General features: G+C 29.0%; 26 protein-coding genes. 4 read left to right on the top strand and 22 right to left on the bottom strand.

Annotation, left to right across the window (positions count from 1 at the left end):
- The 10 genes from QZ429_RS02020 to QZ429_RS02065 form a co-directional block, all read right to left on the bottom strand.
- On the bottom strand, positions 1-886 hold an 886-nt coding region (locus QZ429_RS02020), incomplete at its 3' end, for an SAM-dependent methyltransferase (RefSeq protein WP_291950311.1).
- Positions 887-4,150 (bottom strand): carbamoyl-phosphate synthase large subunit, encoded by a 3,264-nt coding sequence (gene carB / locus QZ429_RS02025; RefSeq protein WP_291950313.1) that lies wholly within the window; start codon positions 4,148-4,150, stop codon positions 887-889.
- An 88-nt stretch (positions 4,151-4,238) separates the two neighbouring features.
- Positions 4,239-4,982, bottom strand: coding sequence for a rod shape-determining protein MreC (gene mreC / locus QZ429_RS02030; RefSeq protein WP_291950315.1), 744 nt, complete (start codon positions 4,980-4,982; stop codon positions 4,239-4,241).
- Entirely contained in the window at positions 4,972-6,009 is a 1,038-nt protein-coding gene (locus QZ429_RS02035; protein ID WP_291950317.1) for a rod shape-determining protein, read from the bottom strand. The genes mreC and QZ429_RS02035 overlap by 11 nt, the downstream gene beginning before the upstream one ends.
- Positions 6,010-6,011: 2 nt before the next feature.
- Positions 6,012-7,238 (bottom strand): ATP-dependent Clp protease ATP-binding subunit ClpX, encoded by a 1,227-nt coding sequence (gene clpX, locus QZ429_RS02040; protein ID WP_291950319.1) that lies wholly within the window; start codon positions 7,236-7,238, stop codon positions 6,012-6,014.
- Entirely contained in the window at positions 7,231-8,022 is a 792-nt protein-coding gene (gene lpxA / locus QZ429_RS02045) for an acyl-ACP--UDP-N-acetylglucosamine O-acyltransferase (protein ID WP_291950478.1), read from the bottom strand. The genes clpX and lpxA overlap by 8 nt, the downstream gene beginning before the upstream one ends.
- Positions 8,022-8,462 carry a 3-hydroxyacyl-ACP dehydratase FabZ gene (gene fabZ, locus QZ429_RS02050; RefSeq protein WP_291950321.1) on the bottom strand — a complete coding sequence of 147 codons (441 nt, stop codon included), beginning with the start codon at positions 8,460-8,462 and terminating at the stop codon, positions 8,022-8,024. Before fabZ ends, lpxA begins: the two co-directional genes overlap by 1 nt.
- A 67-nt stretch (positions 8,463-8,529) precedes the next feature.
- Entirely contained in the window at positions 8,530-9,603 is a 1,074-nt protein-coding gene (locus QZ429_RS02055; RefSeq protein WP_291950323.1) for an epoxyqueuosine reductase QueH, read from the bottom strand.
- On the bottom strand, positions 9,597-10,058 hold the full coding sequence (gene bcp / locus QZ429_RS02060) for a thioredoxin-dependent thiol peroxidase (protein WP_291950325.1): 462 nt from the start codon (positions 10,056-10,058) through the stop codon (positions 9,597-9,599). Before bcp ends, QZ429_RS02055 begins: the two co-directional genes overlap by 7 nt.
- Positions 10,055-10,261, bottom strand: coding sequence for a 4-oxalocrotonate tautomerase family protein (locus QZ429_RS02065; RefSeq protein WP_291950328.1), 207 nt, complete (start codon positions 10,259-10,261; stop codon positions 10,055-10,057). Before QZ429_RS02065 ends, bcp begins: the two co-directional genes overlap by 4 nt.
- Positions 10,262-10,359: 98 nt before the next feature.
- Here QZ429_RS02065 and ilvE point away from each other — a divergent pair, with 98 nt between their 5' ends.
- Genes ilvE through QZ429_RS02085 form a run of 4 tightly spaced genes read left to right on the top strand, consistent with a single transcriptional unit; the run spans position 10,360 to position 13,433 of the window.
- Positions 10,360-11,274, top strand: coding sequence for a branched-chain-amino-acid transaminase (gene ilvE / locus QZ429_RS02070; RefSeq protein WP_291950329.1), 915 nt, complete (start codon positions 10,360-10,362; stop codon positions 11,272-11,274).
- A 9-nt stretch (positions 11,275-11,283) separates the two neighbouring features.
- The gene (locus tag QZ429_RS02075) at positions 11,284-12,351 is read left to right on the top strand and encodes an SPFH domain-containing protein (RefSeq protein ID WP_291950332.1); all 1,068 of its coding nucleotides are present in this window, start codon (positions 11,284-11,286) and stop codon (positions 12,349-12,351) included.
- A gap of 15 nt (positions 12,352-12,366) precedes the next feature.
- On the top strand, positions 12,367-12,903 hold the full coding sequence (locus QZ429_RS02080; RefSeq protein ID WP_291950335.1) for a DUF2393 family protein: 537 nt from the start codon (positions 12,367-12,369) through the stop codon (positions 12,901-12,903).
- The gene (locus QZ429_RS02085; RefSeq protein WP_291950338.1) at positions 12,903-13,433 is read left to right on the top strand and encodes a DUF2393 family protein; all 531 of its coding nucleotides are present in this window, start codon (positions 12,903-12,905) and stop codon (positions 13,431-13,433) included. Before QZ429_RS02080 ends, QZ429_RS02085 begins: the two co-directional genes overlap by 1 nt.
- 2 nt (positions 13,434-13,435) lie before the next feature.
- Here QZ429_RS02085 and purF read toward each other — a convergent pair whose 3' ends face one another.
- The 12 genes from purF to rpmE all read right to left on the bottom strand — a co-directional run bounded on the left by purF (position 13,436) and on the right by rpmE (position 23,388).
- A complete protein-coding gene (gene purF, locus QZ429_RS02090) occupies positions 13,436-14,776 on the bottom strand; it encodes an amidophosphoribosyltransferase (RefSeq protein ID WP_291950341.1) in 1,341 nt (446 codons plus the stop codon).
- A gap of 1 nt (position 14,777) precedes the next feature.
- Positions 14,778-15,506, bottom strand: coding sequence for a 4-hydroxy-tetrahydrodipicolinate reductase (gene dapB, locus QZ429_RS02095; protein WP_291950344.1), 729 nt, complete (start codon positions 15,504-15,506; stop codon positions 14,778-14,780).
- Between the two features lie 266 nt (positions 15,507-15,772).
- Positions 15,773-16,711, bottom strand: a complete 939-nt coding sequence (trxB, locus tag QZ429_RS02100; RefSeq protein ID WP_291950347.1) for a thioredoxin-disulfide reductase — start codon at positions 16,709-16,711, stop codon at positions 15,773-15,775.
- A 116-nt stretch (positions 16,712-16,827) separates the two neighbouring features.
- Entirely contained in the window at positions 16,828-17,142 is a 315-nt protein-coding gene (gene trxA / locus QZ429_RS02105) for a thioredoxin (protein WP_291950350.1), read from the bottom strand.
- A 55-nt stretch (positions 17,143-17,197) separates the two neighbouring features.
- A complete protein-coding gene (locus tag QZ429_RS02110) occupies positions 17,198-17,536 on the bottom strand; it encodes a YraN family protein (protein WP_291950353.1) in 339 nt (112 codons plus the stop codon).
- A 3-nt stretch (positions 17,537-17,539) separates the two neighbouring features.
- Positions 17,540-18,793, bottom strand: coding sequence for a homoserine dehydrogenase (locus tag QZ429_RS02115; protein WP_291950356.1), 1,254 nt, complete (start codon positions 18,791-18,793; stop codon positions 17,540-17,542).
- 2 nt (positions 18,794-18,795) lie between these two features.
- A complete protein-coding gene (locus tag QZ429_RS02120; RefSeq protein ID WP_291950359.1) occupies positions 18,796-19,998 on the bottom strand; it encodes an LL-diaminopimelate aminotransferase in 1,203 nt (400 codons plus the stop codon).
- Positions 19,999-20,007: 9 nt separating this feature from the next.
- Positions 20,008-20,814 carry a hypothetical protein gene (locus QZ429_RS02125; RefSeq protein WP_291950361.1) on the bottom strand — a complete coding sequence of 269 codons (807 nt, stop codon included), beginning with the start codon at positions 20,812-20,814 and terminating at the stop codon, positions 20,008-20,010.
- Positions 20,808-21,677 carry a hypothetical protein gene (locus QZ429_RS02130; RefSeq protein ID WP_291950364.1) on the bottom strand — a complete coding sequence of 290 codons (870 nt, stop codon included), beginning with the start codon at positions 21,675-21,677 and terminating at the stop codon, positions 20,808-20,810. The genes QZ429_RS02125 and QZ429_RS02130 overlap by 7 nt, the downstream gene beginning before the upstream one ends.
- Complete coding sequence (gene rlmB / locus QZ429_RS02135) at positions 21,670-22,350, bottom strand: 23S rRNA (guanosine(2251)-2'-O)-methyltransferase RlmB (RefSeq protein WP_291950367.1); 681 nt, start codon at positions 22,348-22,350, stop codon at positions 21,670-21,672. The genes QZ429_RS02130 and rlmB overlap by 8 nt, the downstream gene beginning before the upstream one ends.
- 19 nt (positions 22,351-22,369) lie before the next feature.
- The gene (rsmI, locus tag QZ429_RS02140; protein WP_291950370.1) at positions 22,370-23,188 is read right to left on the bottom strand and encodes a 16S rRNA (cytidine(1402)-2'-O)-methyltransferase; all 819 of its coding nucleotides are present in this window, start codon (positions 23,186-23,188) and stop codon (positions 22,370-22,372) included.
- The gene (rpmE, locus tag QZ429_RS02145; protein ID WP_291950373.1) at positions 23,188-23,388 is read right to left on the bottom strand and encodes a 50S ribosomal protein L31; all 201 of its coding nucleotides are present in this window, start codon (positions 23,386-23,388) and stop codon (positions 23,188-23,190) included. Before rpmE ends, rsmI begins: the two co-directional genes overlap by 1 nt.
- Between the last annotated feature and the right edge of the window lie 60 nt (positions 23,389-23,448).

Raw genomic sequence — 23,448 nt, forward strand, 5'->3', positions numbered from 1 at the left:
TATAAATATAATATTTTAAATTATCCTTAAAAACTTTAACAGAATTAGAATTTTTACTTAACATAAATGTTTGATTTCGCTTTAGAGCATTTATGTCTCTTAATGTATGAAAATAAGCAGCCGCTTCTCTTGGATCATTATGATTTGGATATTTATTAACATAATTAGCGATACTATCATAATTATCTAAAGAAAAATCGTTTCCCTCTATAGTTTTAAAAGTATAATTTTTAATATACTCATAATTCATACCATATTTATCTTTTTTATAAAGTGCAATAATAATAGGAAAAAAAGTATTTGATTTAGGTGTAAAAATTTCTGATGATATAATTAAACTATCGATCAATTTATAATTATCTTTAAATTTACTCAAAGCCTGAAAATTTGTCTTTTTTATCAAATATGATAAAGGATGTAAAATACAAATAAATTCAGGATTTATAACCTCATATGATCTTAAAAAAGAAATTCCTAAATCTCTATAGTATAAAGATCTATCACATAAAAAAAGTTCTTTTTTTATATTTGAACGAATAATTGAAGTTTTATCATTATAAGGTGGATTACCTATTATAATAAGTTTTTCATCATCACCTATGTTAAATTTTTTTCTACTTGTATTTAATAAAGAATTAGAATGTATTATTTTAGCATTTCTAACTTTTCTCAACGCCATTTCATCAATATCGCAACCTATATATTTTAAGTTTTTTATAAAAAAATCCCCATATCCACAAGAACTATCTAAAAAAATATAATCATCTAATTTTATATATTTTTCTAAAATATCATATACTTTTTCAACTATAAATCTTGGAGTATAAAAACTTCCTAAATTTATAGTAGTATTTCTATCTAAATGAGTTTGGATACTCTGATTCATTTATCCTCTCAAATATTCTTGTAAGCTTTTAATTTCTAAATAACTTTTATCCTGCATAGCTTGTATAGCTTTTACACCTGCATAAGCTGCTCTTAAATTTGTAAAATATGGAGTTTTAAAGCGTAAAATATTTGCTCTAATTTTTTTAGTATCACCTTTAAAACTATGCTCATCACTTGTATTAATAGCTAAATGAATTTCAGCATTTTTGATCTTATCTTCAACATTTGGACGACCTTCTGAAATTTTATGAATAAATTCACATTCTATCTTTGCTTCTTGTAAAATTTTATAAGTTCCACTAGTTGCTATAATCTTAAAACCAAGTTTAATGTATTTACTAGCTAAATCTACAGCATATTTTTTATCTTTTTCTCTTAAAGATAAGAATACATTTCCACTTTTTGGTAAAAAATTTGACGAAGCAAGCTGACTTTTTGCATACGAATTTTCAAAATTTTTACTTATCCCCATTACCTCACCTGTTGAACGCATTTCAGGGCCAAGATCAAGATCGCTACCATTAAGTTTTGCAAAAGGAAAAACTACTGCTTTGACACTAATATGATTTGCCTTCTTAGCTCTTAAAATTCCACTATTTTCTTCAACTACATTAAAAGTATCATAAAATTTTAAACTTTCTTTTAAATTCCCCTGCCACATTACACGCGTTGCTACTTTAGCTAAAGGAATTCCTGTTGCTTTGCTCACAAAAGGCACCGTTCTACTTGCTCTTGGATTTACTTCTATCATATAAAGTTTATTTTCATAAATTGCAAATTGTATATTTAAAAGTCCTATAACTCCTAAATTTAAAGCTATATCTTTAGTTTTTTGCTCGATTAATTCAAGCATACTTTCATCGATATTTAAAGCAGGTAATGAGCACGCACTATCACCTGAATGAATCCCTGCTTCTTCGATATGTTCCATAATTCCAGCTACATATACATCTTTACCATCACAAATAGCATCTACATCAAGTTCGGTCGCATTATCTAAAAATTGATCTATTAAAACAGGGCTTTTATCACTAACATCTACTGCCTCTTGCATATAAATTTTAAGTTCATCTTCATCATATACTACTCGCATAGCACGCCCACCTAAAACATAACTTGGCCTAACAAGAACAGGATAACCTATTTCATTTGCTTTAATTATCGCCTCTTCTACGCTAATTGCAGTGCCATTTCTTGGCTGATTGATTCCTAAATTGTCTATAAATTTGGCAAATTTTTTTCTATCTTCAGCTAGATCTATCACTCGAGCACTAGTCCCTATAATCTTAGCACCCATAACACTTAAACGTTTGGCAAATTTAAGCGGAGTTTGACCACCAAAATGCACAATAACTCCATCAGGTTTTTCTTTATCAATGACTGCCCTTAAATGTTCAAAATCAATAGGTTCAAAATACAAAATATCACTTATATCATAATCTGTTGAGACCGTTTCAGGATTACAATTATACATTATGGTCTTTATACCCATATCCCTTAAAGCAAATGAAGCATGCACACAAGCATAATCAAATTCAATCCCTTGTCCTATACGATTAGGTCCTCCACCTATAATCATCACCTTTTTTTCTTTCTTGTCTTTACTTTCTTTATTTTGAGTTAATTCACTAGCATTAATACTAGAATACAAATAAGGAGTCAATGCTTTAAATTCACCAGCACAAGTATCTACTTCACTATATTGAGCGATAATTTTTTGCTTCATTCTTGCATAGTAGATATCATTTTGGCTTAATTCTAAATTATCTTTTTGATTTACTAAATTAGCTATTTTTTTATCTGAAAAACCTAATTTTTTTGCTTTTCTTAATAGATGCTTATTATTTAAAATATCCATATCTATCATTTCTTCAAAATCAACAATTTCTTTTATTTGACTTAAAAACCACATATCAATTTTACACAGCTCATAAAGCTCTTGAATGCCAAAGCCCTCTCTAAATGCCTGTGCAATATAAAGCAATCGTTTTTCATTAGCATAACGTATCTTCGTCATAAGTTCATTTTTATCACAATGTATTACATCAAAACCACTTAAATTTCTTTCAAGAGAACACAAAGCTTTCTGTATGCTCTCTTTAAAAGTCCTACCTATTGCCATTACTTCACCAACACTTTTCATAGCTGTGCCAAGTTCAGTATTAGCTCCTGGAAATTTTTCAAAAGTAAAACGAGGAATTTTAGTTACTATATAATCAATTGCAGGTTCAAAAGAAGCAGGAGTTCCAGTAATATCGTTTTTAATTTCATCTAAACTAAACCCAACTGCTAAAAGTGTTGCAATCTTTGCTATAGGATATCCTGTAGCCTTACTAGCTAAAGCACTAGATCTTGAAACACGTGGATTCATTTCTATGACTATCATTCTACCATTTTGCGGATTTACAGCAAATTGTATATTAGATCCACCCGTATCAACACCAATTTCTCTTAAAATAGCAAAAGAAGCATTACGCATAACTTGATATTCTTTATCAGTAAGTGTTAAGGCTGGAGCTATAGTAACACTATCTCCAGTATGCACACCCATAGGATCAACATTTTCTACAGAACACACAATAATACAATTATCATTCTTATCGCGTATGACCTCCATTTCATACTCTTTCCATCCAAGCAAACTTTCTTCTATTAAAATTTCATGAATTGGACTTAATGCTAAAGCTGTATTTGCAAGTTCTTTAAATTCATCCATATTATAAACTACACCACTACCTGCACCACCTAAGGTAAAAGACGCCCTAATCATCAAAGGAAAACCTATAATATCAACAGCTTTTAAAGCTTCATCATAATTATATGCATATATAGATTTTGGTAAATCCATACCAATTTTATTCATACATTCTTTAAAAATTTGTCTATCTTCACCTTTTTTGATAGCTTCTGGATTGGCTCCTAAGAATTTAATATCCTTTAATTGGCCACTTTCATAAACTTCCATTGCCACATTTAATGCCACTTGACCACCCATAGTTGGCAATATAGCATCAATTTTTTCTTTTTTAATTATGTTTAAAATACTTTCTTTGGTAATTGGTTCTATATAAGTTGCATCAGCAAATTCAGGATCTGTCATTATAGTCGCAGGATTAGAATTAATCAAAATTACTCTATATCCTAGCTCTTTTAAAGTTTTAGCTGCTTGTGTTCCAGAATAATCAAATTCGCAAGCTTGTCCTATGATAATAGGTCCGCTGCCTATTAGAAGTATGTTTTTTATATCTGTTCTTTTTGGCATAAATTTTCCTAAGATAATTTTTGGACAAAATTATAACAAATCAAAGTTTTTTAAAAGTTGAAATTTATTAAAACAAAAAGGAGAAATATTAATTTTCTACCATATAAAAATAACTTGGAATTTTTGTATGAACATAAGGTTTTACATAAGCATTCTTATAAGCTCCCTCTTCTTCTACCTTAAATATTTTTCCTACTGGTATGCCTGAAAAAAATATCTCATCTAATCCACTAGCATATACTTCATCATTTATTTGAATTTCAAGCCACTTAGGAATATATTTAACTAATACATAATCGTTTTTTCCATAAGCTACCCCTGGAGTTTGATTTTTACCAATATAAACAGAAAATACACATTCTTCATCACCCTGCAAAAGACCCATTGCTCGACCATTCTTCTCTACTACAATCCCTGCTGTATAACCATTATATATAAGACCTCTAACTTTACCTTTATAATCTAAAATATCAAGCCATACTTTATAATAATCACTAATTTGAACATAAGAAATAGCTTTTACTAAACTCACATTAGGATAATAAAAACTTGAATTTTTATCACTCAAAATATTGTTTAGCTCATTAGAAAAGTTTTTCATATAAATATTATTTTTTTCAAGCTCCAAATTTCTTTCTCGCAGTTTTCTAATTTCTTGAGCTTGATTGAAGTGTTCATCGAATTTATGTTTTACAAAAGTAAGACTTTGAGAAAAATACTCAAGTATTATTGTATTTAAATTTAAAACATTTCGCTTTATTATATCTCCATAATAAAACGAAATAAAAACTAAAAAAGATAAAACAAGAACACTAAAAATTTTACTCTTCATTGGTTAATTGATGTAATAAAGAAATTTCTTCTAAAGCTTTTCCAGTGCCTTTTGCAACAGCTAGCAAAGGTTCATCAGCTACATAAACTGGAAGTCTAACTACGTCAGAAAGATATTTATCAAGTCCTCGTATTAAGGCTCCTCCGCCTGTAAGCACAACACCATTTTCAACAATATCAGCTGCTAAATCAGGTGGCATCATTTCAAGAACTATTTTTAATGCATCAGCAATTTCTTTTAAATATTCTCTCATAGCTTCTCTAACATCTTCACTCGTAAGCTCTATTCTATTTAATAAACCAGTAACTTGATCACGACCCTTAACCACCATAGAAAGTTCTTTTGAAAGTTGCACTGCTGAACCTATTGATATCTTAATTTCTTCTCCTGTTCTTTCACCTATTACAAGGTTATATTTTTCTTTTACATAATTTACTATACTAGTATCAAGCTTATCGCCCGCTGTGCGAATTGATTTTGATATCACAAGTCCGCCCAATGAAATAACTCCAATTTCAGTAGTCCCACCACCAATATCTACAACCAAACTCCCTTGAGGCTCACGGATTGGTAAATTTGCACCTATAGCAGCGGCCATTGGCTCTTCTATTAAAAATACTTCTCTTGCTCCAGCACTCAAAGCACTTTCTCTAACTGCTTTTCTTTCAACTTGAGTCAAACCATAAGGGACAGAAATAATAATTCTAGGTCTTAAAAAAGATTTTCTTCTATGAGTCTTTTCTATAAAATAACGTATCATTTTTTCAGTCATATCAAAATCAGCTATAACTCCATCTTTCATAGGACGTATAGCTTCAATATTTCCAGGAGTCTTTCCAACCATTTCTTTTGCTTCTTTACCAACGGCTAAAATTTTAACTCTACCATATCTTTCACGTTCAACTGCCACAACAGAAGGTTCATCAATTACAATACCTTTATCTTTTACTAAAACTAAAGTATTTGCTGTTCCTAAATCAATCCCCATATCACTAGAAAAAAAACCAATTACTTGATCTAAAATCATTTTTATCCCTTAACTTTTTTATTTTTAACAAATAAAGGTTTAGCACCTTCTTTAATAACTTCCCCTGTTATAATTATAGTATAACCACTATACTCTGGTAATTCAAACATTAAATCTATCATTAATTCCTCAATAATACTTCTTAAGCCTCTTGCACCAGTTTTTCTTTCAAGCGATAATCTTGCAATCTCTCTTAAAGCATCTTCTTCAAATTTTAATTCCACATTATCAATCGCAAAAAGCTTTTGATATTGCTTAACAATAGCATTTTTAGGCTCTGTTAAAATACGGACCATACTCTCCTCATCAAGTTCTTCTAATGAAGCTAAAACGTGCAATCTCCCTATGAGCTCAGGGATAAGTCCAAAATGCACTAAATCATCGGGTTCTAATTTTTGAAACAAAACCTCTTTTTTATTTTCTTTTTCATTAAAAAATCCCATAACATTATCGCCTAATTTTCTCTTAATAATATCACTTATACCATCAAAAGCACCACCGCAAACAAATAAAATATTAGTCGTATCCATTTGTATAAAATCTTGATTTGGATGTTTTCTACCGCCCTTAGGAGGGATATTAACTACCGATCCTTCGATAATTTTAAGCAATGCTTGCTGAACGCCTTCTCCACTAACATCTCTAGTAATAGAACGATTCTCTCCCATTCTAGCAATTTTATCAATTTCATCTATAAAAATAATACCTTTTTGTGCTCTTTGCACATCTCCATCAGCAGCTTGCAAAAGACGTGTAAGAATATTTTCCACATCTTCACCAACATAACCTGCTTCAGTTAAAGAAGTAGCATCACAAATTGCTATAGGCACATCTAAAAATCTTGCTAAAGTTTGAGCAAGTAAGGTTTTACCGCTTCCTGTTGGTCCAACAAGCAAAATATTTGATTTTGCTAACTCTGTATCATCATCTTCTAAATTTGACTTAAATAATCTTTTGTAATGATTATAAACTCCCACACTAAAAATTTTTTTAGCCCTATCTTGTCCAATAACATATTTATCAAGATATGATTTTAATTCTTTAGGAGAAATATTTTGAAAATACGCACCATCAGCCTCTTGATGTTTTATCTTCTTTTCTTCTCCAAAAAAAATATTACAAGCACTCTCTGCACAATATTCACAGATAAAAGCACTATTGTAATCATTTACTAAAATTCTTCTATCACTCGTTTCTATCTCATTACAAAAACTACATCTTTTAACCATAATTTCTTTCCTTACAAATAGGAATTCCTCTTTTTGTTTCTAGTATAAAATTACACATTTTTTTTACATTTTCACTTTCAGTATTTCCCAACAATGCCAAAGCATTTTCCCTTAAATTTCCTTGTCTAAACAAAAATTTAAAAGCTCGATTTAAAATATCAACTTCATCTTTGTTAAAACGTCTTCTAAGACCTACCAAATTCAAGCTTTTAATACAAGCACGATTACCTTCAGCCAAACAAAAAGGAACTACATCTTGAGATAATGCACTAGCACCTGCAATCATACACCCTTCACCTACTTTTACAAATTGATGAATAGGCGTAAGTCCTCCAACAACAGTGTAATCACCAAGCTCTACATGACCTGCTAAAGTAGCATTATTAGCCAAAATAACATTATCTCCAAGCAAACAATCATGAGCTATATGAGAATAAGCCATTATAAAGGCATTATCGCCTATTCTAGTATAACCATCTCCTTTAGCTGTGCCTGAATTTATAGTTACAAATTCTCTAATAACAGCATTATTACCTATAATAACACCTGATTGTATCTTGTCCTCATAAGAAACATCTTGAGGTATATCTCCTACTATAGCATAAGAAAAAACTTTAGAATTTTCTCCAATTGTTACATTAGATAGAATTCTTGCACCTTGCTTTATCGTGCTATTAGCTTTTATATGAGCTTTAGATCCTACATAAGCATAAGCTTCTATAGTAACATTCTCTTCTATAATAGCACCATCTTCTATAACTGCACTTAGATGAATTTTACTCATCATTTATCTACTATCATAGCTTTAAGTTCAGCTTCTGCAACTAGTTGATCACTCACAAAAGCCTTACCTTGAAAAATCCACATATTTCCACGATTTTTAACCACACTCATTTCATAATCAAGCCTATCACCTGGACGCACTGGATTTCTAAATTTTGCGTTATCAATACCTGTAAAATACACCACTTTAGAACTAGGATCCACTTTATCATTCATACTTTCAAAAGCCAACACACCTCCTGTTTGAGCCATACCTTCTAAAATTAAAACTCCAGGGTATATAGGATGATCTGGAAAATGGCCCATAAAAACATTATCGCTAATACTGATATTTTTATAGCCCTTTACAACTTCTTTGACTTTAAGCTCAACAATTTTATCCACTAATAAAAAAGGATATCTATGTGGTAATATCTTTTGAATCTGCATTACATCAATCATAAATCCAACCTTCACATAACATCTAAATCCAAGATTTTACAAAAAAAATATTAATAAATCGCTAAATTTACAACTTTACAATCTTTTCTCTACTATCAAAATAAATCTCACTTTTTACAATAAATTCATACGAGGTATTTTTTAAATTTTCTATAATGACAATAGGTGAAAGATCATAAGCGTCAAATTGCTTTTGACGAATCTTAATTTCTTGTGCTATGGTTAAAGGGTGGGCAATTAACTCATTAAAATTTTTAAATTTACTTTTGCATAAAGAATTAAAATATTCAAAATCCCAAAGATTAATCTCATCTTTGACACTTTTATAAACGTGGAGTTTTTCTTGCTCAATATGAAATTTAGTATAGATATTCTTAAAATGAGAATAAAATAAAATATATGCTTTAATAGCTTGTTTATTTTGTTTAATCAAAGCACTTAATAGACGATAATTAAGAAATTTTTCTCTTTGAATATTAAAGGAAATATTTTTATCTTCTAAAGATTTTACTTTCTTATAAAATTTAATTTTTTCTTCTATACTAGCAGGTAAAATCTGCTTATTTATAGGAGATATAAATTCATCAATAAAAGTCTTATACTGCTTTTGTTTTGATAAAGCATAAATACATCCACAATAATTTTGATGATAAAGCATATTTTCTTTTGCAAGAGCAAATTGTCTTTGCGTTCCTCCATTTTTTCTAAAATCAGGAGCTATAAATTCAATACCAAACCGATTACATTCTTTTTGTAATGCTTGTTTTAGTTGCTCTAACTTTTTTTTAGGAGAAGTTAAAAGAGTAGTTGTTATTTTTGTTTCTCCTATCTTTTTAGCAAATTTCACACTCTTTTGAATTCTAAAGTCAAAACACACTTGACATCTTGCACCTTTTTCTGGCTCATCTTCATAACCTTTAACATTATCAAGCCACTTTTCATATTCATACTCACCTTTATATAACTTAACACCCAACTTATTACAACTTCTTTTTACATCTAAATATCTAAGCTCATATTCGCTATAAGGATGAATATTTGGATCATAAAAAAAACCAATAATTTTTTCTTCAGGATAAAATTTACTTAATTCTTGTATAAAATAATGGCTATCAACACTACAACAAATATGCACTAGCATAATTCGTTTAAAACTCTTAAAGCATGATCTTTTGTTTTAACATTTTTATAAATATTTTTTATTATTCCATTTTCATCAAGCACAAAAGTAGATCTTATCAACCCTTCATACACTTTACCATAATTTTTTTTCAATCCCCACACTCCATATGCTTTAGACACCTCTTTTTCACAATCACTCAATAAAATATGCTTAAGATTATATTTTTGTATAAAATTTTCGTGAGATTTAGTGCTATCAGGGCTAATACCTATAATTACAACATTTTTAGATAAAAATTCATCATAAAATTTTGTAAAATCACATGCTTCTAAAGTGCATCCTGGCGTATTGTCTTTAGGATAAAAATACAAAATCACTTTTTTACCTATAAAATCTTTTAAAGAAATTTTTATACCATCTGGATTTAAAAGCTCAAACCAAGGTGCTCTATCGCCAATTTGCAATTCCTTCATTTTTTATCTTTCAATCTTAATTTCTCTACACTTTCACCACCAAATGCTATATTAAAAGGCTCAATATCTTCTAAAATTACTACTATATTTTGTTTTGGCTTTTTATATTTTTCATGTAAAAGTTTTGTTATATCTAAAACTAATTCTTCTTTTTCTTTAACACTAAACTCCGGCTTAGCAAGCTTTATATTAATAATTGGCACTGATTATCCTTAATAATTTTTGTATTAATTTTACTATATTCTAGCAATTATTAGTATATTTTTGATAAAATTAATCTTATTTAAAAAAGGTTTAATTTATGATTTGGGCAAAAAAAATTTGGATGGATGGAAAAATTATCAATTTTGATGATGCAAAAATTCATGTTTTAACACATTCTTTACACTATGGTAACGCGGTATTTGAAGGAACAAGAGCTTATAAAACACAAAATGGTTTAGCAATTTTTAGGTTAAAAGAACACACTAAAAGGCTTTTAGAGTCTGCTAAAATAACTTTGATCACACCCTCTTTCACACAAAGCGAACTTGAAAATGCACAAATTGAGCTTTTAAGAGTTAATGATTTTAAAAAAAATACTTATTTGCGTCCATTAATATTCTTAGGCGATGGAGTAATGGGGGTATATCACGCTAAAGCACCTGTTCGAGTAGCCATAGTTGCGTGGGAATGGGGTGCATATTTAGGCGAAGAAGGTTTAGAAAAAGGTATTAAAGTAAAAATTTCTTCTTTTGCTAGAAACAGCGTAAAATCAAGTCTTGGAAAAGCAAAAGCTAGTGCAAATTATTTGAATTCACAAATGGCTAAATTTGAAGCTATTGACGCAGGTTATGAAGAAGCTTTGATGTTAGATGAAGAAGGTTTTATAGCAGAAGGAACTGGTGAGTGTTTTTTTATGATTAAAGACAATAAGCTTATCACTCCGCCTAATGATTTTTCTTTAAAAAGTATAACACAAGATACGGTTTTAAAAATAGCTCATGATTTAGGATTAAGTGTTATACGAAAAAGAATTTCAAGAGATGAAGTGTATGTTGCAGATGAAGCATTTTTTACAGGCACTGCAGCAGAAATTACTCCGATTAATAACATAGATGGAAGAATTATAGGAAATGGAACAAGAGGCGAGCTTACTAAAAAGCTTCAAAATGCGTATTTTGATATAGTATATGGGCGAAACGAAAAATACGCTTCTATGCTAACTTATATTTAAAGGAATTAAATGCCAGCTGATTTAAATGATTATTTTAATAAAAAAAACAATCAAAATAACAAACAAAATCTAAATTTTAAAACTCCAGATTTTAATTTTAAAGGATTTGGTAAATTTTCATCACTTATTTATACTGCTACTGCAATCATTCTAATTTTTGCACTTTTTAAACCATTTGCAGTCATAAATTCTGGAGAAATGGGAATAAAATCTACGACAGGAAAATACAATCCCACTCCTTTAGAGCCAGGCTTACATTTTTTTATGCCTGTTTTGCAAAAAATCACTATAATAGACACTAGAGTAAGACAAATCAATTATGCTTCAGTTGAAGGGATTAATGAAAATTTACAAATGGGTTCAGGTGTAATAAATAAAAATAGTATCTCTGTGCTAGATTCAAGAGGATTGCCTGTATCTATTGATGTAACCGTTCAATATAGACTAAATCCACTACAAGTCCCTCAGACTATTGCTACTTGGGGATTAAATTGGGAAAATAAAATCATTGATCCTGTAGTTAGAGATGTAGTTAGAAATGTAGTAGGTCAATATACAGCTGAAGAACTTCCAACTAATAGAAATACCATAGCAATTCAAATTGATCAAGGTATTAGAAAAACCATAGAAAATCAGCCTAATGAACCTGCAGAACTTCAAGCTGTTCAACTTAGAGAAATCATTTTACCTAGCAAAGTAAAAGAACAAATTGAAAGAGTCCAAATTGCAAAGCAAGAGGCTGAAAGGACAAAATATGAAGTTGAAAAAGCTAATCAAGAAGCTTTAAAAAAAGCTGCTTTGGCTGAAGGTGAAGCAAATGCAACTATAATTAGTGCAAAAGGGCGTGCTAGTGCCGCAAAAATAGAAGCTGACGCACAAGCATACTCTAATAAAGAAATCGCAAAAAGCTTAAATAATCCCTTGCTTAGTTTAAAGCAAATTGAAACTCAAAAACAATTCAACGAAGCTTTAAAAGCAAATAAAGATGCCAAAATTTTCTTAACACCTGGTGGAGCTGTGCCAAATATATGGTTAGATAGTAAAGATATAAAACAAACCTCTTCTATAAATAATTAAATTTAAAGAGTGGCAATGAATGCACAGCATATACGAGAGCAAATATTTTTCTTTACAACTCATTTGCACATAATAGATTTTTTATTAATTATAGTAGTTATATTTTTTTTTGTTGCCACTTTAATTGTAGCTTTAATTATTAGACATAAAGGTAATTTTGCCTTTTGTGTAATAATTTTAGGAATTTTGTGCTCAATATCTATGGCTTATTTGGGATATTACATAATAGATACACAAATTCGTTCAAGAATTACAGAAGTTGAACATTTTAAACACTTTACTTATGATAATTCTTTAAGTGTAGAATATAGCCTAACAAACACCTCTAAAAATAATTTTAATTTTTGTAAAATAAATATCAATATACTAAAAAAACAAGAAGAATTAAATTTTTTACAAAAAATAATCTACACTATAAAACCTTTACGTAGTAAATCAATTATGCTAAAAAAAATAATAAAACCTAAACAAACTATAAACCTTAGAACTAATTTTTCCGATTTTAAAGAAAATCAAGATTTTGATATAAAAATTAATTCAAAGTGTTTTTAATGGGATATTTTACAATTTTTCATATATTAATTATTTTTGTTATGCTGGTTTCAACAATATTAACTTGGGTTTTAATCTATTTAAAAATACAAAATAAAAAAAATATGTTAATTTTTTGCTTACTTAGTTTTATTCTAGCTTCAATTTTAACAATTTCTTTGTTATTAGTAATAGAACAATATACAAAAAAAGCAAGCTTAAGTAACTTCTCTACTTACAGAAGATTATCTACAGAAAGTATTATTATCAAAGGAAGAATTACTAATGATACTAATTTTAAAATTTCAGAATGTTTGTTAAATCTTAGAATCATTGATGATAGTAAAAAATATGAAATAAATGGAGAAATTTTTAATCAAAATAATTTTGATAGCATAAAAAAAGCAAATAAAGAAATAAGATATACTACTTATAGTATAAAAATAGCAACAAATCTCTTAGGTAATACCTACAAAGACTTTTATTTTGAAGTTGCTCTACCTCCACATTTTCAAAGTTACAAAGTATTTAAACAATTAAAATGTCATTAGGATTATTTTATAAAATAATCTCCATCAAAACTAATCAAAGAATATTTCCTCTCGCTTCCTATGCTTTCAGCAAGCTCATTTATATCAAGAAAAATCAAACTATCAGCACCAGTATATGCTCTAACTTCTTCTATATTTTTATTAGCTGAAATTAATTCTTTAAAAGTCGGTGTATCTATACCATATGTATCAGGAAACTTGATTTCAGGGCACGCAATAGCCAAATGAATCTTTCTAGCTCCAGCTTGTCTTAGAAGTGAAATAACTTTTTTAGATGTTGTTCCTCTTACAATACTATCATCAATAACAACAATATCTTTATCTTGCAAAACTTTTTTCATAGGATTTAATTTTAATTTTACTTTCAAATTTCTTAATTCTTGAGTTGGTTCTATAAAAGTTCTCCCCACATAATGATTTCGCACTATAGCCATTTCAAGAGGTATATTAAGATATTGTGAAAACCCTATTGCTGCACTAACTCCGCTATCTGGCACAGGTATTACAAAATCAACTTTTTCGTTAAATTTCTTTGCCAATGTTTCACCCATTTTTTTACGCACTTCATAAACACTTTTACCCTCTACTATACTATCAGGTCTTGCAAAATAAATATACTCAAAAGCACAAATTCTAGGCTCAATATCATCAAATATTTGAATACTCTCAAATTCATCTTTTCCTTGTGTAAAAATAATCATCTCACCAGGTATAATATCACGAATAAATTCAGCCTCTATTAAGTCAAAAGCACAAGTCTCGCTTGCTACAATAAATCCTCCATCTTTTAATCTACCCAAAGATAAAGGTCTTACTCCATAAGGATCTCTTACAACAAAAAGTTGATCTTTACTTGCAAGCATAAAACAATATGCTCCTTTAGAATATTTTAATGCTTCTATAAATCTATCTTTTAAATATTTTTGCTTACTTTTAGCTATTAAATGGATTACATTTTCTGTATCCATATTAGAATGAAAAATAGCTCCATTATCTATAAGTTTTTTTCTAATCTCTTCTTTATTAATTAAATTTCCATTATGCACTAAAGAAATATCTCCTAAAGAACACGTTGCTGTTACTGGTTGTGCATCTTGCAATGAAGAATGACCAGCTGTTGAATAGCGATTATGTCCTATAGCTATACTTCCTTGTAATTGGGATAAAATCTGACTATTAAAAATTTGTCCAACTTCTCCTTTTGCTTTATGTGTTTTTATATTTTGACTATCACTCACACTAATACCACTTGCTTCTTGCCCACGATGTTGCATAGCAAACAAAGCATAATAAGCAAGCGTGCTAGCATTTTTTGAGTTTATAATTCCAACAACTGCACACATTTTAAATTCCTAAACAATCATTAATATCATACAAACCATTATCTTGAGTTACAATCCATTTTGCACAACATATTGCACCCATAGCAAAAGTTGCCCTTGAAGTTGCACTATGATTTAATTCTATAAATTCCCCCTCATTATAAAATCCCACTCGATGAGAACCTACAATATCACCACCCCTTAAACTCATAATCGCTATCTCATCTTTACTTCTAGCACCTATTAATCCATCTCTTCCGCTTACTCTAACTTGATCTAAATTTAAATTTCTAGCCTTTGCTACACATTCTCCTAAAGTCATAGCTGTTCCACTTGGAGCATCTTTTTTCTTATTATGGTGCATTTCTACTATTTCTATATCAAAATCACGCAAAATTTCACTAGCTAAAAATGAAAGTTTTTTTAAAACCGCTATGCCTAAAGACATATTAGTAGCATAAAGTATAGGCATAGTAATACTCGCACTTTGTAAAAGTTCATATTGTTTTGAATTTAAACCTGTGGTACCAATAACTAAAGGTTTTGGATTGCTTCTAGCGTATAAAATTAAATTTTCACATCCTTGGGGAGTTGAAAAATCAATAATCACATCACTTTTTTTAAAAAAATCTTCATAATCTGAACCTTGATCAAAAAATGCACTAGATTTAGCATCTATACATTCTTGCAAACAAAGATCAATCTGCTTTCCCATACGCCCTTTGCTTCCATGGATTCCAACGTTAATCATCAAATAAACCTTTCAAAATTTGAAATTATTGTAGCGTTTATTTGATTAAAAGCAACTAACAAATTTAAACACAATTTCACTATAATTAAATTTTTTAACATACTTTCAATTTATTTAATAATTAAAAATAATTTAAATCGCACTTTGTTAATGTTTTAATTTTAGATATTTAAATACTTCTTAAATTTAATATTAAAATCAGATAAAAGCTTTTATGATTTATCCTTTATCTTCAAAGATAAAGGATTTATAAAATTAATAAATTTTTAATGTAGATTCTCTATATATGATAAAGCACTCAACGCAGCAACTGCACCATCTCCTGCTGCACAAATTACCTGCTTAGGTGCATCTTTTCTTAAATCTCCTGCTGCAAATAATCCTGCAACATTTGTTTGCATTCTAAGATCAACACTAACTTGGCCGCTTTCTTCCATATTACATAAAAATTTACCATCGTCTTGTTTTAAAATTTCATTTCTCACATTCAAACCAACAAAAGTAAAAATTCCAGGTATATCAAGTTCTCTTTTAGTGCCATCATTAATACCTATTTTTATTTTATTAACACCCATATTATCACCACAAACTTCATCAACAATCGCATTAGTAATTAATTCTATTTTTTCGTGATTTTTTACCTTTTCTATTGTTGAAGGAGCTGCTCTAAATTCATTTCTTCTGTGAATGAGATAAACTTTTGAACAAATATTTGCAAGATAAAGAGCTTCCTCTAAAGCGGTATCGCCCCCTCCAAGAACTGCAACTTCTTTATTTTTATAAAAAAATCCATCGCATGTAGCACAAGTACTAACACCTTTGCCAAAAAATTCATCTTCACCTTTAAATCCTGCACGACGCGGTGTAGAACCAGTGCAAACAATTACTGCTTTAGCTAGCTCATTTTTTCCACCTTCAAGCTTAATGCTAAAACTTCCATCATCATTTTTTCGAACTTGCTCTACCCCTACCATTTCGTGTTTTAATCCAAAACGCATACATTGTTCATTCCAAGGTGCCATAAAAGAAATTCCATCTAAAACTTGAGCAATACCTGGATAATTTTCTATTTCAGAACTTGAAGTAATCTGGCCACCTGGCATACCTTTTTCAAACATTGTAACGTTCTTTAAGCCACCTCTTGTAGCATATAATCCTGCACTAAGACCAGCAGGACCACCACCAATAATTGCTAAATCTAACATACTATACCCTTTAGAAAAATTATTTGACTGCATTATACAAATTTTTCTTTAATTATAAATAATAAAAATTATTAAATAGTAAAAATAGAAGAAAAAGCCACGATAGTGGCCTAAGATTATAAAAGTGAATTTATTTTATCAACTAAAACTTGTTTTGATTGTGCGCCAACTAATTGATCTACAACTTCACCATCTTTAAAGAATATGATAGTTGGAATAGATCTAACACCAAATTCAGCTGCTAAATCACCTTGTTCATCTGTATTTACTTTACAAATTTTAGCCTTACCTTCAAACTCATCTGCAAGCTCATCAATAACCGGTGCAAGCATTCTACAAGGTCCGCACCACGGAGCCCAAAAATCTACCAAAGCTACACCATCTTTTGCTTGTGCAAAATTTTCTGAAGTTAAATCAATATATTTTCCCATTATATTTCTCCTTTATATTTTTTGAAATTCTATTACATTTAAGATAAATGCTATCTTAATAACTAATATTTTCAATAAGCTTTATATCATCTTTATACACACAAAGTAAATCTAATTGATAATTTTTATCACACATATGTTTCATAAAGTAATATTTTATTGTTTTGATGAGCTTGGTATATTTTTTATAATCTAATCTATAGCTTACTTCATAATTACCTTTAGTGGCTTTAACTTCTATAAAATGTAGTATTTCATTCTTTATTGCAATAATATCAATTTCACCAAATTTAGAAGAAAAATTTCTTTCTAAGATTTTAAAACCTAAATCTTGTAAATAAATACAAGCTAAATTTTCACCATTGATACCAAAAATATAAGATTCCAATCCCATAATTTAATCTTCAATTCTCATCATAAAAATTTCACTTTGAATAAAATCTTGCTTTTGTAAATTTTGTATTAAAGATTGTATATTATTTTCATAAGTCTTATGAGTAATAAAAAATAAAATACTACAATCATCATTTTCTTTCTTAGGTTTTTGCAAAAAAACATCGATTGAAATTTGATGCTCACTCATAAGCTGTGTAATCTTTGATAAAACTCCTATTTTATCTAAGACTTTTAATCTTAAATAATATTGGGTATTAATTTTATCTTTATCTAATAATCTATACGAAGTGCTATTTAAATAACCAAACATCACGCTATTTTTTTCTTTTCTTGCAATATCAATTAAATCAGCCACAACTGCACTTGCTGTAGCCATACCTCCAGCACCCGCTCCATAATACAAGCTTTCTCCTAAAATATCTCCAAAGATACTTATAGCATTCATAACTCCATCGACCTTGGCAAGCATTTTATTTTTATTTATCATAACAGGATGCACTCGAAGCTCAATTTTTTCATTTTGAATTTTAGCTATACCTAGATGTTTAATAGTATAATCAAATTCCTTTGCAAAATAAATATCCTCTTGTTTTATTTTACTAATACCCTCAATTAAAATTTCTTCAGGTTTTACTTTCAAACCATAAGCAATATTGGCTAAAATTAATAACTTATACGCAGCATCAAAACCCTCTATATCAAAAGTAGGATCAGCTTCTGCATAGCCTAAATTTTGTGCTTTTTTTAATACATCTTGAAAATCTAATCCCTCTAAGCTCATCTTACTTAAAATATAATTGCTTGTTCCATTTAATATTCCTTTAATAGAAAGAATATTATTTGCACTTAATCCTTCTTTTAAAATTTTAATAATAGGAATTCCGCCTGCAACACTTGCTTCATAACCAAAAGCTGAATTCTTAGCTAATTTTTCAAGCTCGCTTCCATAATAAGCTAATAAAGCCTTATTAGCAGTTACAACCGCCTTTTTTCTTTTTAAAATTTTAGAAATTATTTCAAAAGGTAATTTTATACCCCCCATTAATTCTACAAAAACATCAATATCATCACGATACAAAATCTCATCAATATCATTTACAACTGGAATTAAAGCATTATTTTTTTGTGTTCTTGCTAAAGCTACAACAGGCACAATCTCTTCATCACATCTAGCTTTAATAAGCTTTTGATTATCAAGTAAAGTTTTTACTACAGCACTACCAACGACTCCATAGCCTAAAATTGCAATTTTCATTTTTATTCTTTTAAATATTTTTTGATATTTCTAGCTGCTTGACGAATGCGATTTTCATTTTCTATCAAAGCAATTCTTACATACTCATTACCTACTTCACCAAATCCAATTCCTGGACTTACAGCAACATTTGCTTTTTGTAAAATCTGCTTTGAAAATTCCATACTTCCAAGATGAATTTTACTCGATGGGAGTTTAGCCCAAACAAACATACTAGCATTAGGTTTTCTTAAACTCCATCCTGCTTGTTCAAATGATTCAAGTAAAACATCTAATCGCTTAGCATAAACTGATCTAATAATCTCAACACACGATTGATCTCCATCTAAAGCAATAGTAGCAGCTACTTGTATAGGTGTATACATACCATAATCAAACCATGATTTTATTTTTTTAAGAGCACCAATTAAACGTTTATTTCCGACCATAAAACCAACACGCCAACCTGCCATATTATAAGACTTTGAAAGAGTATAAGTTTCTACTGCCACATCTTTTGCTCCATCAACTTCAAAAATTGAAGGCGTTTTATAAGAACCAAAAGTTAAATCTGCATAAGCAATATCAGAAATGATATAAAATCTTTCCTTTTTTGCTAAAGCAACCAATCTTTCATAAAAACTTTTTTCCACTGTAGTCGTAGTGGGATTGTGTGGAAAATTAACAACCACATATTTTGGGCGAGGCAAACTTTCATATAATGTCTTTTGCAAATTTTTAAAGAAAATATCCTCATCTAATTCATAATTTTCATTAAAATCAAATTTCATAGTTGCAACATTACCACCTGCTATAATAAAAGCTTGTGTATGTATAGGATAAGCTGGCGTTGGCACTATAGCAACATCACCTGGATTCACAATTGCTCTAGCTAAATTTACAAAACCCTCTTTTGATCCCATTGTTGCAACCACTTCATTTTCAGGATCTAAATCAACATTATATTTTCTTTTATACCAATTACAAATTGCAAGTCTTAATTTATATATACCAATAGAAGCTGAATAGCCTGAAGTTTTATCTTTATTAGCACTTTCACAAAGCTTATTTATAATATGTTGTGAAGTTTTACCATCTGGATTTCCCATAGAAAAATCTATAATATCTTCTCCTGATCTTCTAGCAGCCATTTTAATCGCATTTACTTCTGAAAAAACATAATTTGGAAGTCTTTCTATAGTGTTAAAACGGATTTCTTCAAACATATTTATTCCTTATCTTCTTAGATAAATCTTTAACCCTCTTTTTATGTTATCTAAACTAAACATATCTCCTATAATAGCATATTTTGCACCAAGTGGAATGTTTAAAACAACATCGTTTTGCTTGTGAGTATTTTCTATGCTTTGAATAAAGTTTAAATTTTTATCTAAAAATTGAATTTTACAAAACCAAGAATCATAATTATGAGCATTTAATTCTAAAATTTTAGCACCTTGTAAATCCACCATATATTCTCTTAAAGGTTTTTGCAATTGCACAAAAGTGTTCAACGGCACTTGAGTATTTACCTTCGCTTTAACTTTAGAAAAATCAAGCTCATACTCATAGTGTGTTTCTGAAATTTTAGAAATATCTTTAATAAAAATTAAATTTGAAAGCAAAGCTTTATAAAAAATTCCAGGATCAAGCATATATTGAGAATCAAGTGAAAGCTTATAAGTAATATAATCTTCTCTTAATATAAATTCAATTGGTATAAAATACACATACCCTAACTCATTTAAAGTATCATTAATAATCTTAAAAAAAATTACCGCATCAGCTTGAGCTTTAAAAGAAAAAGTTAATTTTTTTGGTTCATTAAAAATAAAATTTGATAATGAATTTGTCTTTAAAATTTGTGAAATTGTATAAATGTCAATGTTGCCATAAGCATCTTTATAAGTATCTTTAGCAAAAAGTAATTCTAATTTCGTATTTTTAGAATTATCATTAACAATATGTTTAGCAACCTTTAAAGCACTCAAAGCAAATAAATTTACGCTAAAAACTACTACACAAAGAAAAATTTTTACCATAATTTTCCTCGATTTTCCTTAATAAATTCTGCCTTGCTAATTTGCTTAATTTTTCCATCTTTGATTATAAAAAATTTAGAAACACCATTTTTAAATTCTAAAGTCTTATTATGTTCATCACTTAAGGTGAAAGCTGCGTGTCCAGTAGTAATGAGCATATCTTTTTTTAAAGAAAATACATAATCATTTTTAATTATTTTTGAAGTTTTTTGAAAAGTTTGCAAATTAACCATTCCCAACCATAATTCTGCACTCGGCTTAAGAATACTCTCTTCTAACAATGGCAATTCCTTAGCGTCTGATTTCTCATTTGTGCTTATATTTTCATCAATAATATCTATATCAATAACTTCATCTGCAATTTCATTATCTTTATCATTCTTAGTGGAATTTTCCTCTATAAAGTATTCTTGTATAGGTGTATAAGAAGAATTTTCATCATTTATTTCTTCAATCACAATTTGCTCTTGGTTTAATATATTTGTTGTATTTTCATCTAATGAACTTTGGAAAAATCTAGACACCCCTAAAATTCCAAGAACTATTAATACAACAATAATAATGATTACAAAAAACCAAAAATACGATCCCTCTTTAGCATAATAACTCATTCTTGGACAAACTTGAATATGATTTTTTTTCTCTGCTCCATTTTCCATAAGATAAGCTTGATATTCTTCTAAAAAACTCGTAAAATCAAGATCGTATTCTCTTTGTAAAATTTTTACAAATCCACGAATATTAAAACGAGATAGAGATTTAAAATCTTTTTTTATAATCAATTCAAGACAATTTTTTTCTATTTGTGTTCTTTTTTGAACCTCCATTAAATTTAAATCTTCTAATTTTTTCCAATTATCCATTCATCATCCTATCACAAAGTATCGCAAATGCTGCACTTACATTTAAGCTATCAAAATTATTATACATTTTTATCCCTACACACTCATCACATCTTTTTAGAATTTTAGATGGTATCCCAAAGCCTTCACTGCCCATAATCAAAACTTTTTTATCCCTTGGCGTTATTTGATGGATATCACTACCACCACTAGCACTTGCATAAATAAAAAATTTTCGTTGCTTTAATTCATTTATCATATTTAGCACATCATCATTTAATGCTATTTTCATATCTAAAGCTGCACCGCTACTAGTTCTAATCACTCCATCAATAGCCACATTCTTAGCTGCTAAAATCACACCTTCAGCACCTAGTGCATAAGCACTTCTAATAATAGCTCCAATATTTCCAACATCACTAATATTATACAAAATAACTATAAAATTTTTATCTTTAAGGTCATTAAAATCACAAAATTCAAATTCTTTAATATCCATTAAAAAACCTTGATGATTGCCGCCCTTAGCCAGACTTTGAGCACTTTTAAAATCAAGTTTTTTAATCTTTTTAGAACACTTAGTTATTTTTGCAAATTCATTTCCTTGGCACTCTTTTGCTAAAAAAACTTCATTAATCTTGTCTTTGTGCTTTTCTAAAATATAAAAAAATACTTGCTTACCATAAACTATCATTTGTCAATGATAGCCAAATTCAACTTAAAAGCAGTTTTTGATAATTTTCTTTTGGCGATTTTGCATTTATTTTTGAAAGAAGTTTAGATTTTATTTTAAGAGGTAAATCAAGATTTAAAATATCTTCTTCACATATAGTGCTTTGATAAAATTGCTCTAGCTTAGGTGCTACAACCACACACCACTCACCCCTTAAATCCATATTTTGAAGTTTTTCTACAGCATTATGGGCGCTGGTTTTAAATTTATTTTCAAACTTTTTAGTTGCCTCTTTAATTATAAAAATTTCCCTTAAAGGATCAATTTTGCTAATTTCTTTCACAAGATCAATTATTCTAGTAGGAGCTTCATAAACTACACTAGGATAAGGGTTTAACATCAATTTTGCTATATCTTTTTTTCTTTGAATACTCTTATTTGCCAAAAAACCCATAAAAATAAATTCTTTATGACAAAAACCACTAGAAACTATAGCTAAAAGTGCTGCATTAGATCCTGATAAAACCTCATATTGTATATTATTTTTTATAGCATACTCGATTAAAATCTGCCCAGGATCACTAATTCCTGGCATACCAGCATCACTCATATACACTACACATTCTTCAAAAAAACTCGTATCAATTGATTGCAAAAAAGTTTTCTCATTGTGAGTATGAAAGGCTAAAATTTTTCTTGGCTTTATAGCAAGTTTAAATTTATCATTTAATAAGCTAATCAAAAATCTGCAAACTCTTGTATCTTCACACAATAAGAGTTCGCACTTTTGTAAAACTTCTAAAGAATGAAATGAAATATCACTTAAATTTCCTATAGGAGTAGGAATAAAATAAAGCATTATTGCATTGCGTATTTTTTCTTAAATTTCTCAACACGCCCAGCAGCATCTACTATTTTTTCACTACCTGTAAAAAATGGATGACAATTTGAACAAATATCAACTCTTATTTCTGCTTTATTAGATCTAGTAGTAAAAGAATTTCCGCAAGCACAACTTACCTTGCATTCTACATATTCTGGATGAATTTCTTTTTTCATTATCTATCCTTTTTCAAACATTAAAGGTGTGATTATATAAATTTTTATATAAAAAGTAGA

Source organism: Campylobacter sp. (assembly GCF_020024835.1).
Taxonomy (GTDB): domain Bacteria; phylum Campylobacterota; class Campylobacteria; order Campylobacterales; family Campylobacteraceae; genus Campylobacter_D.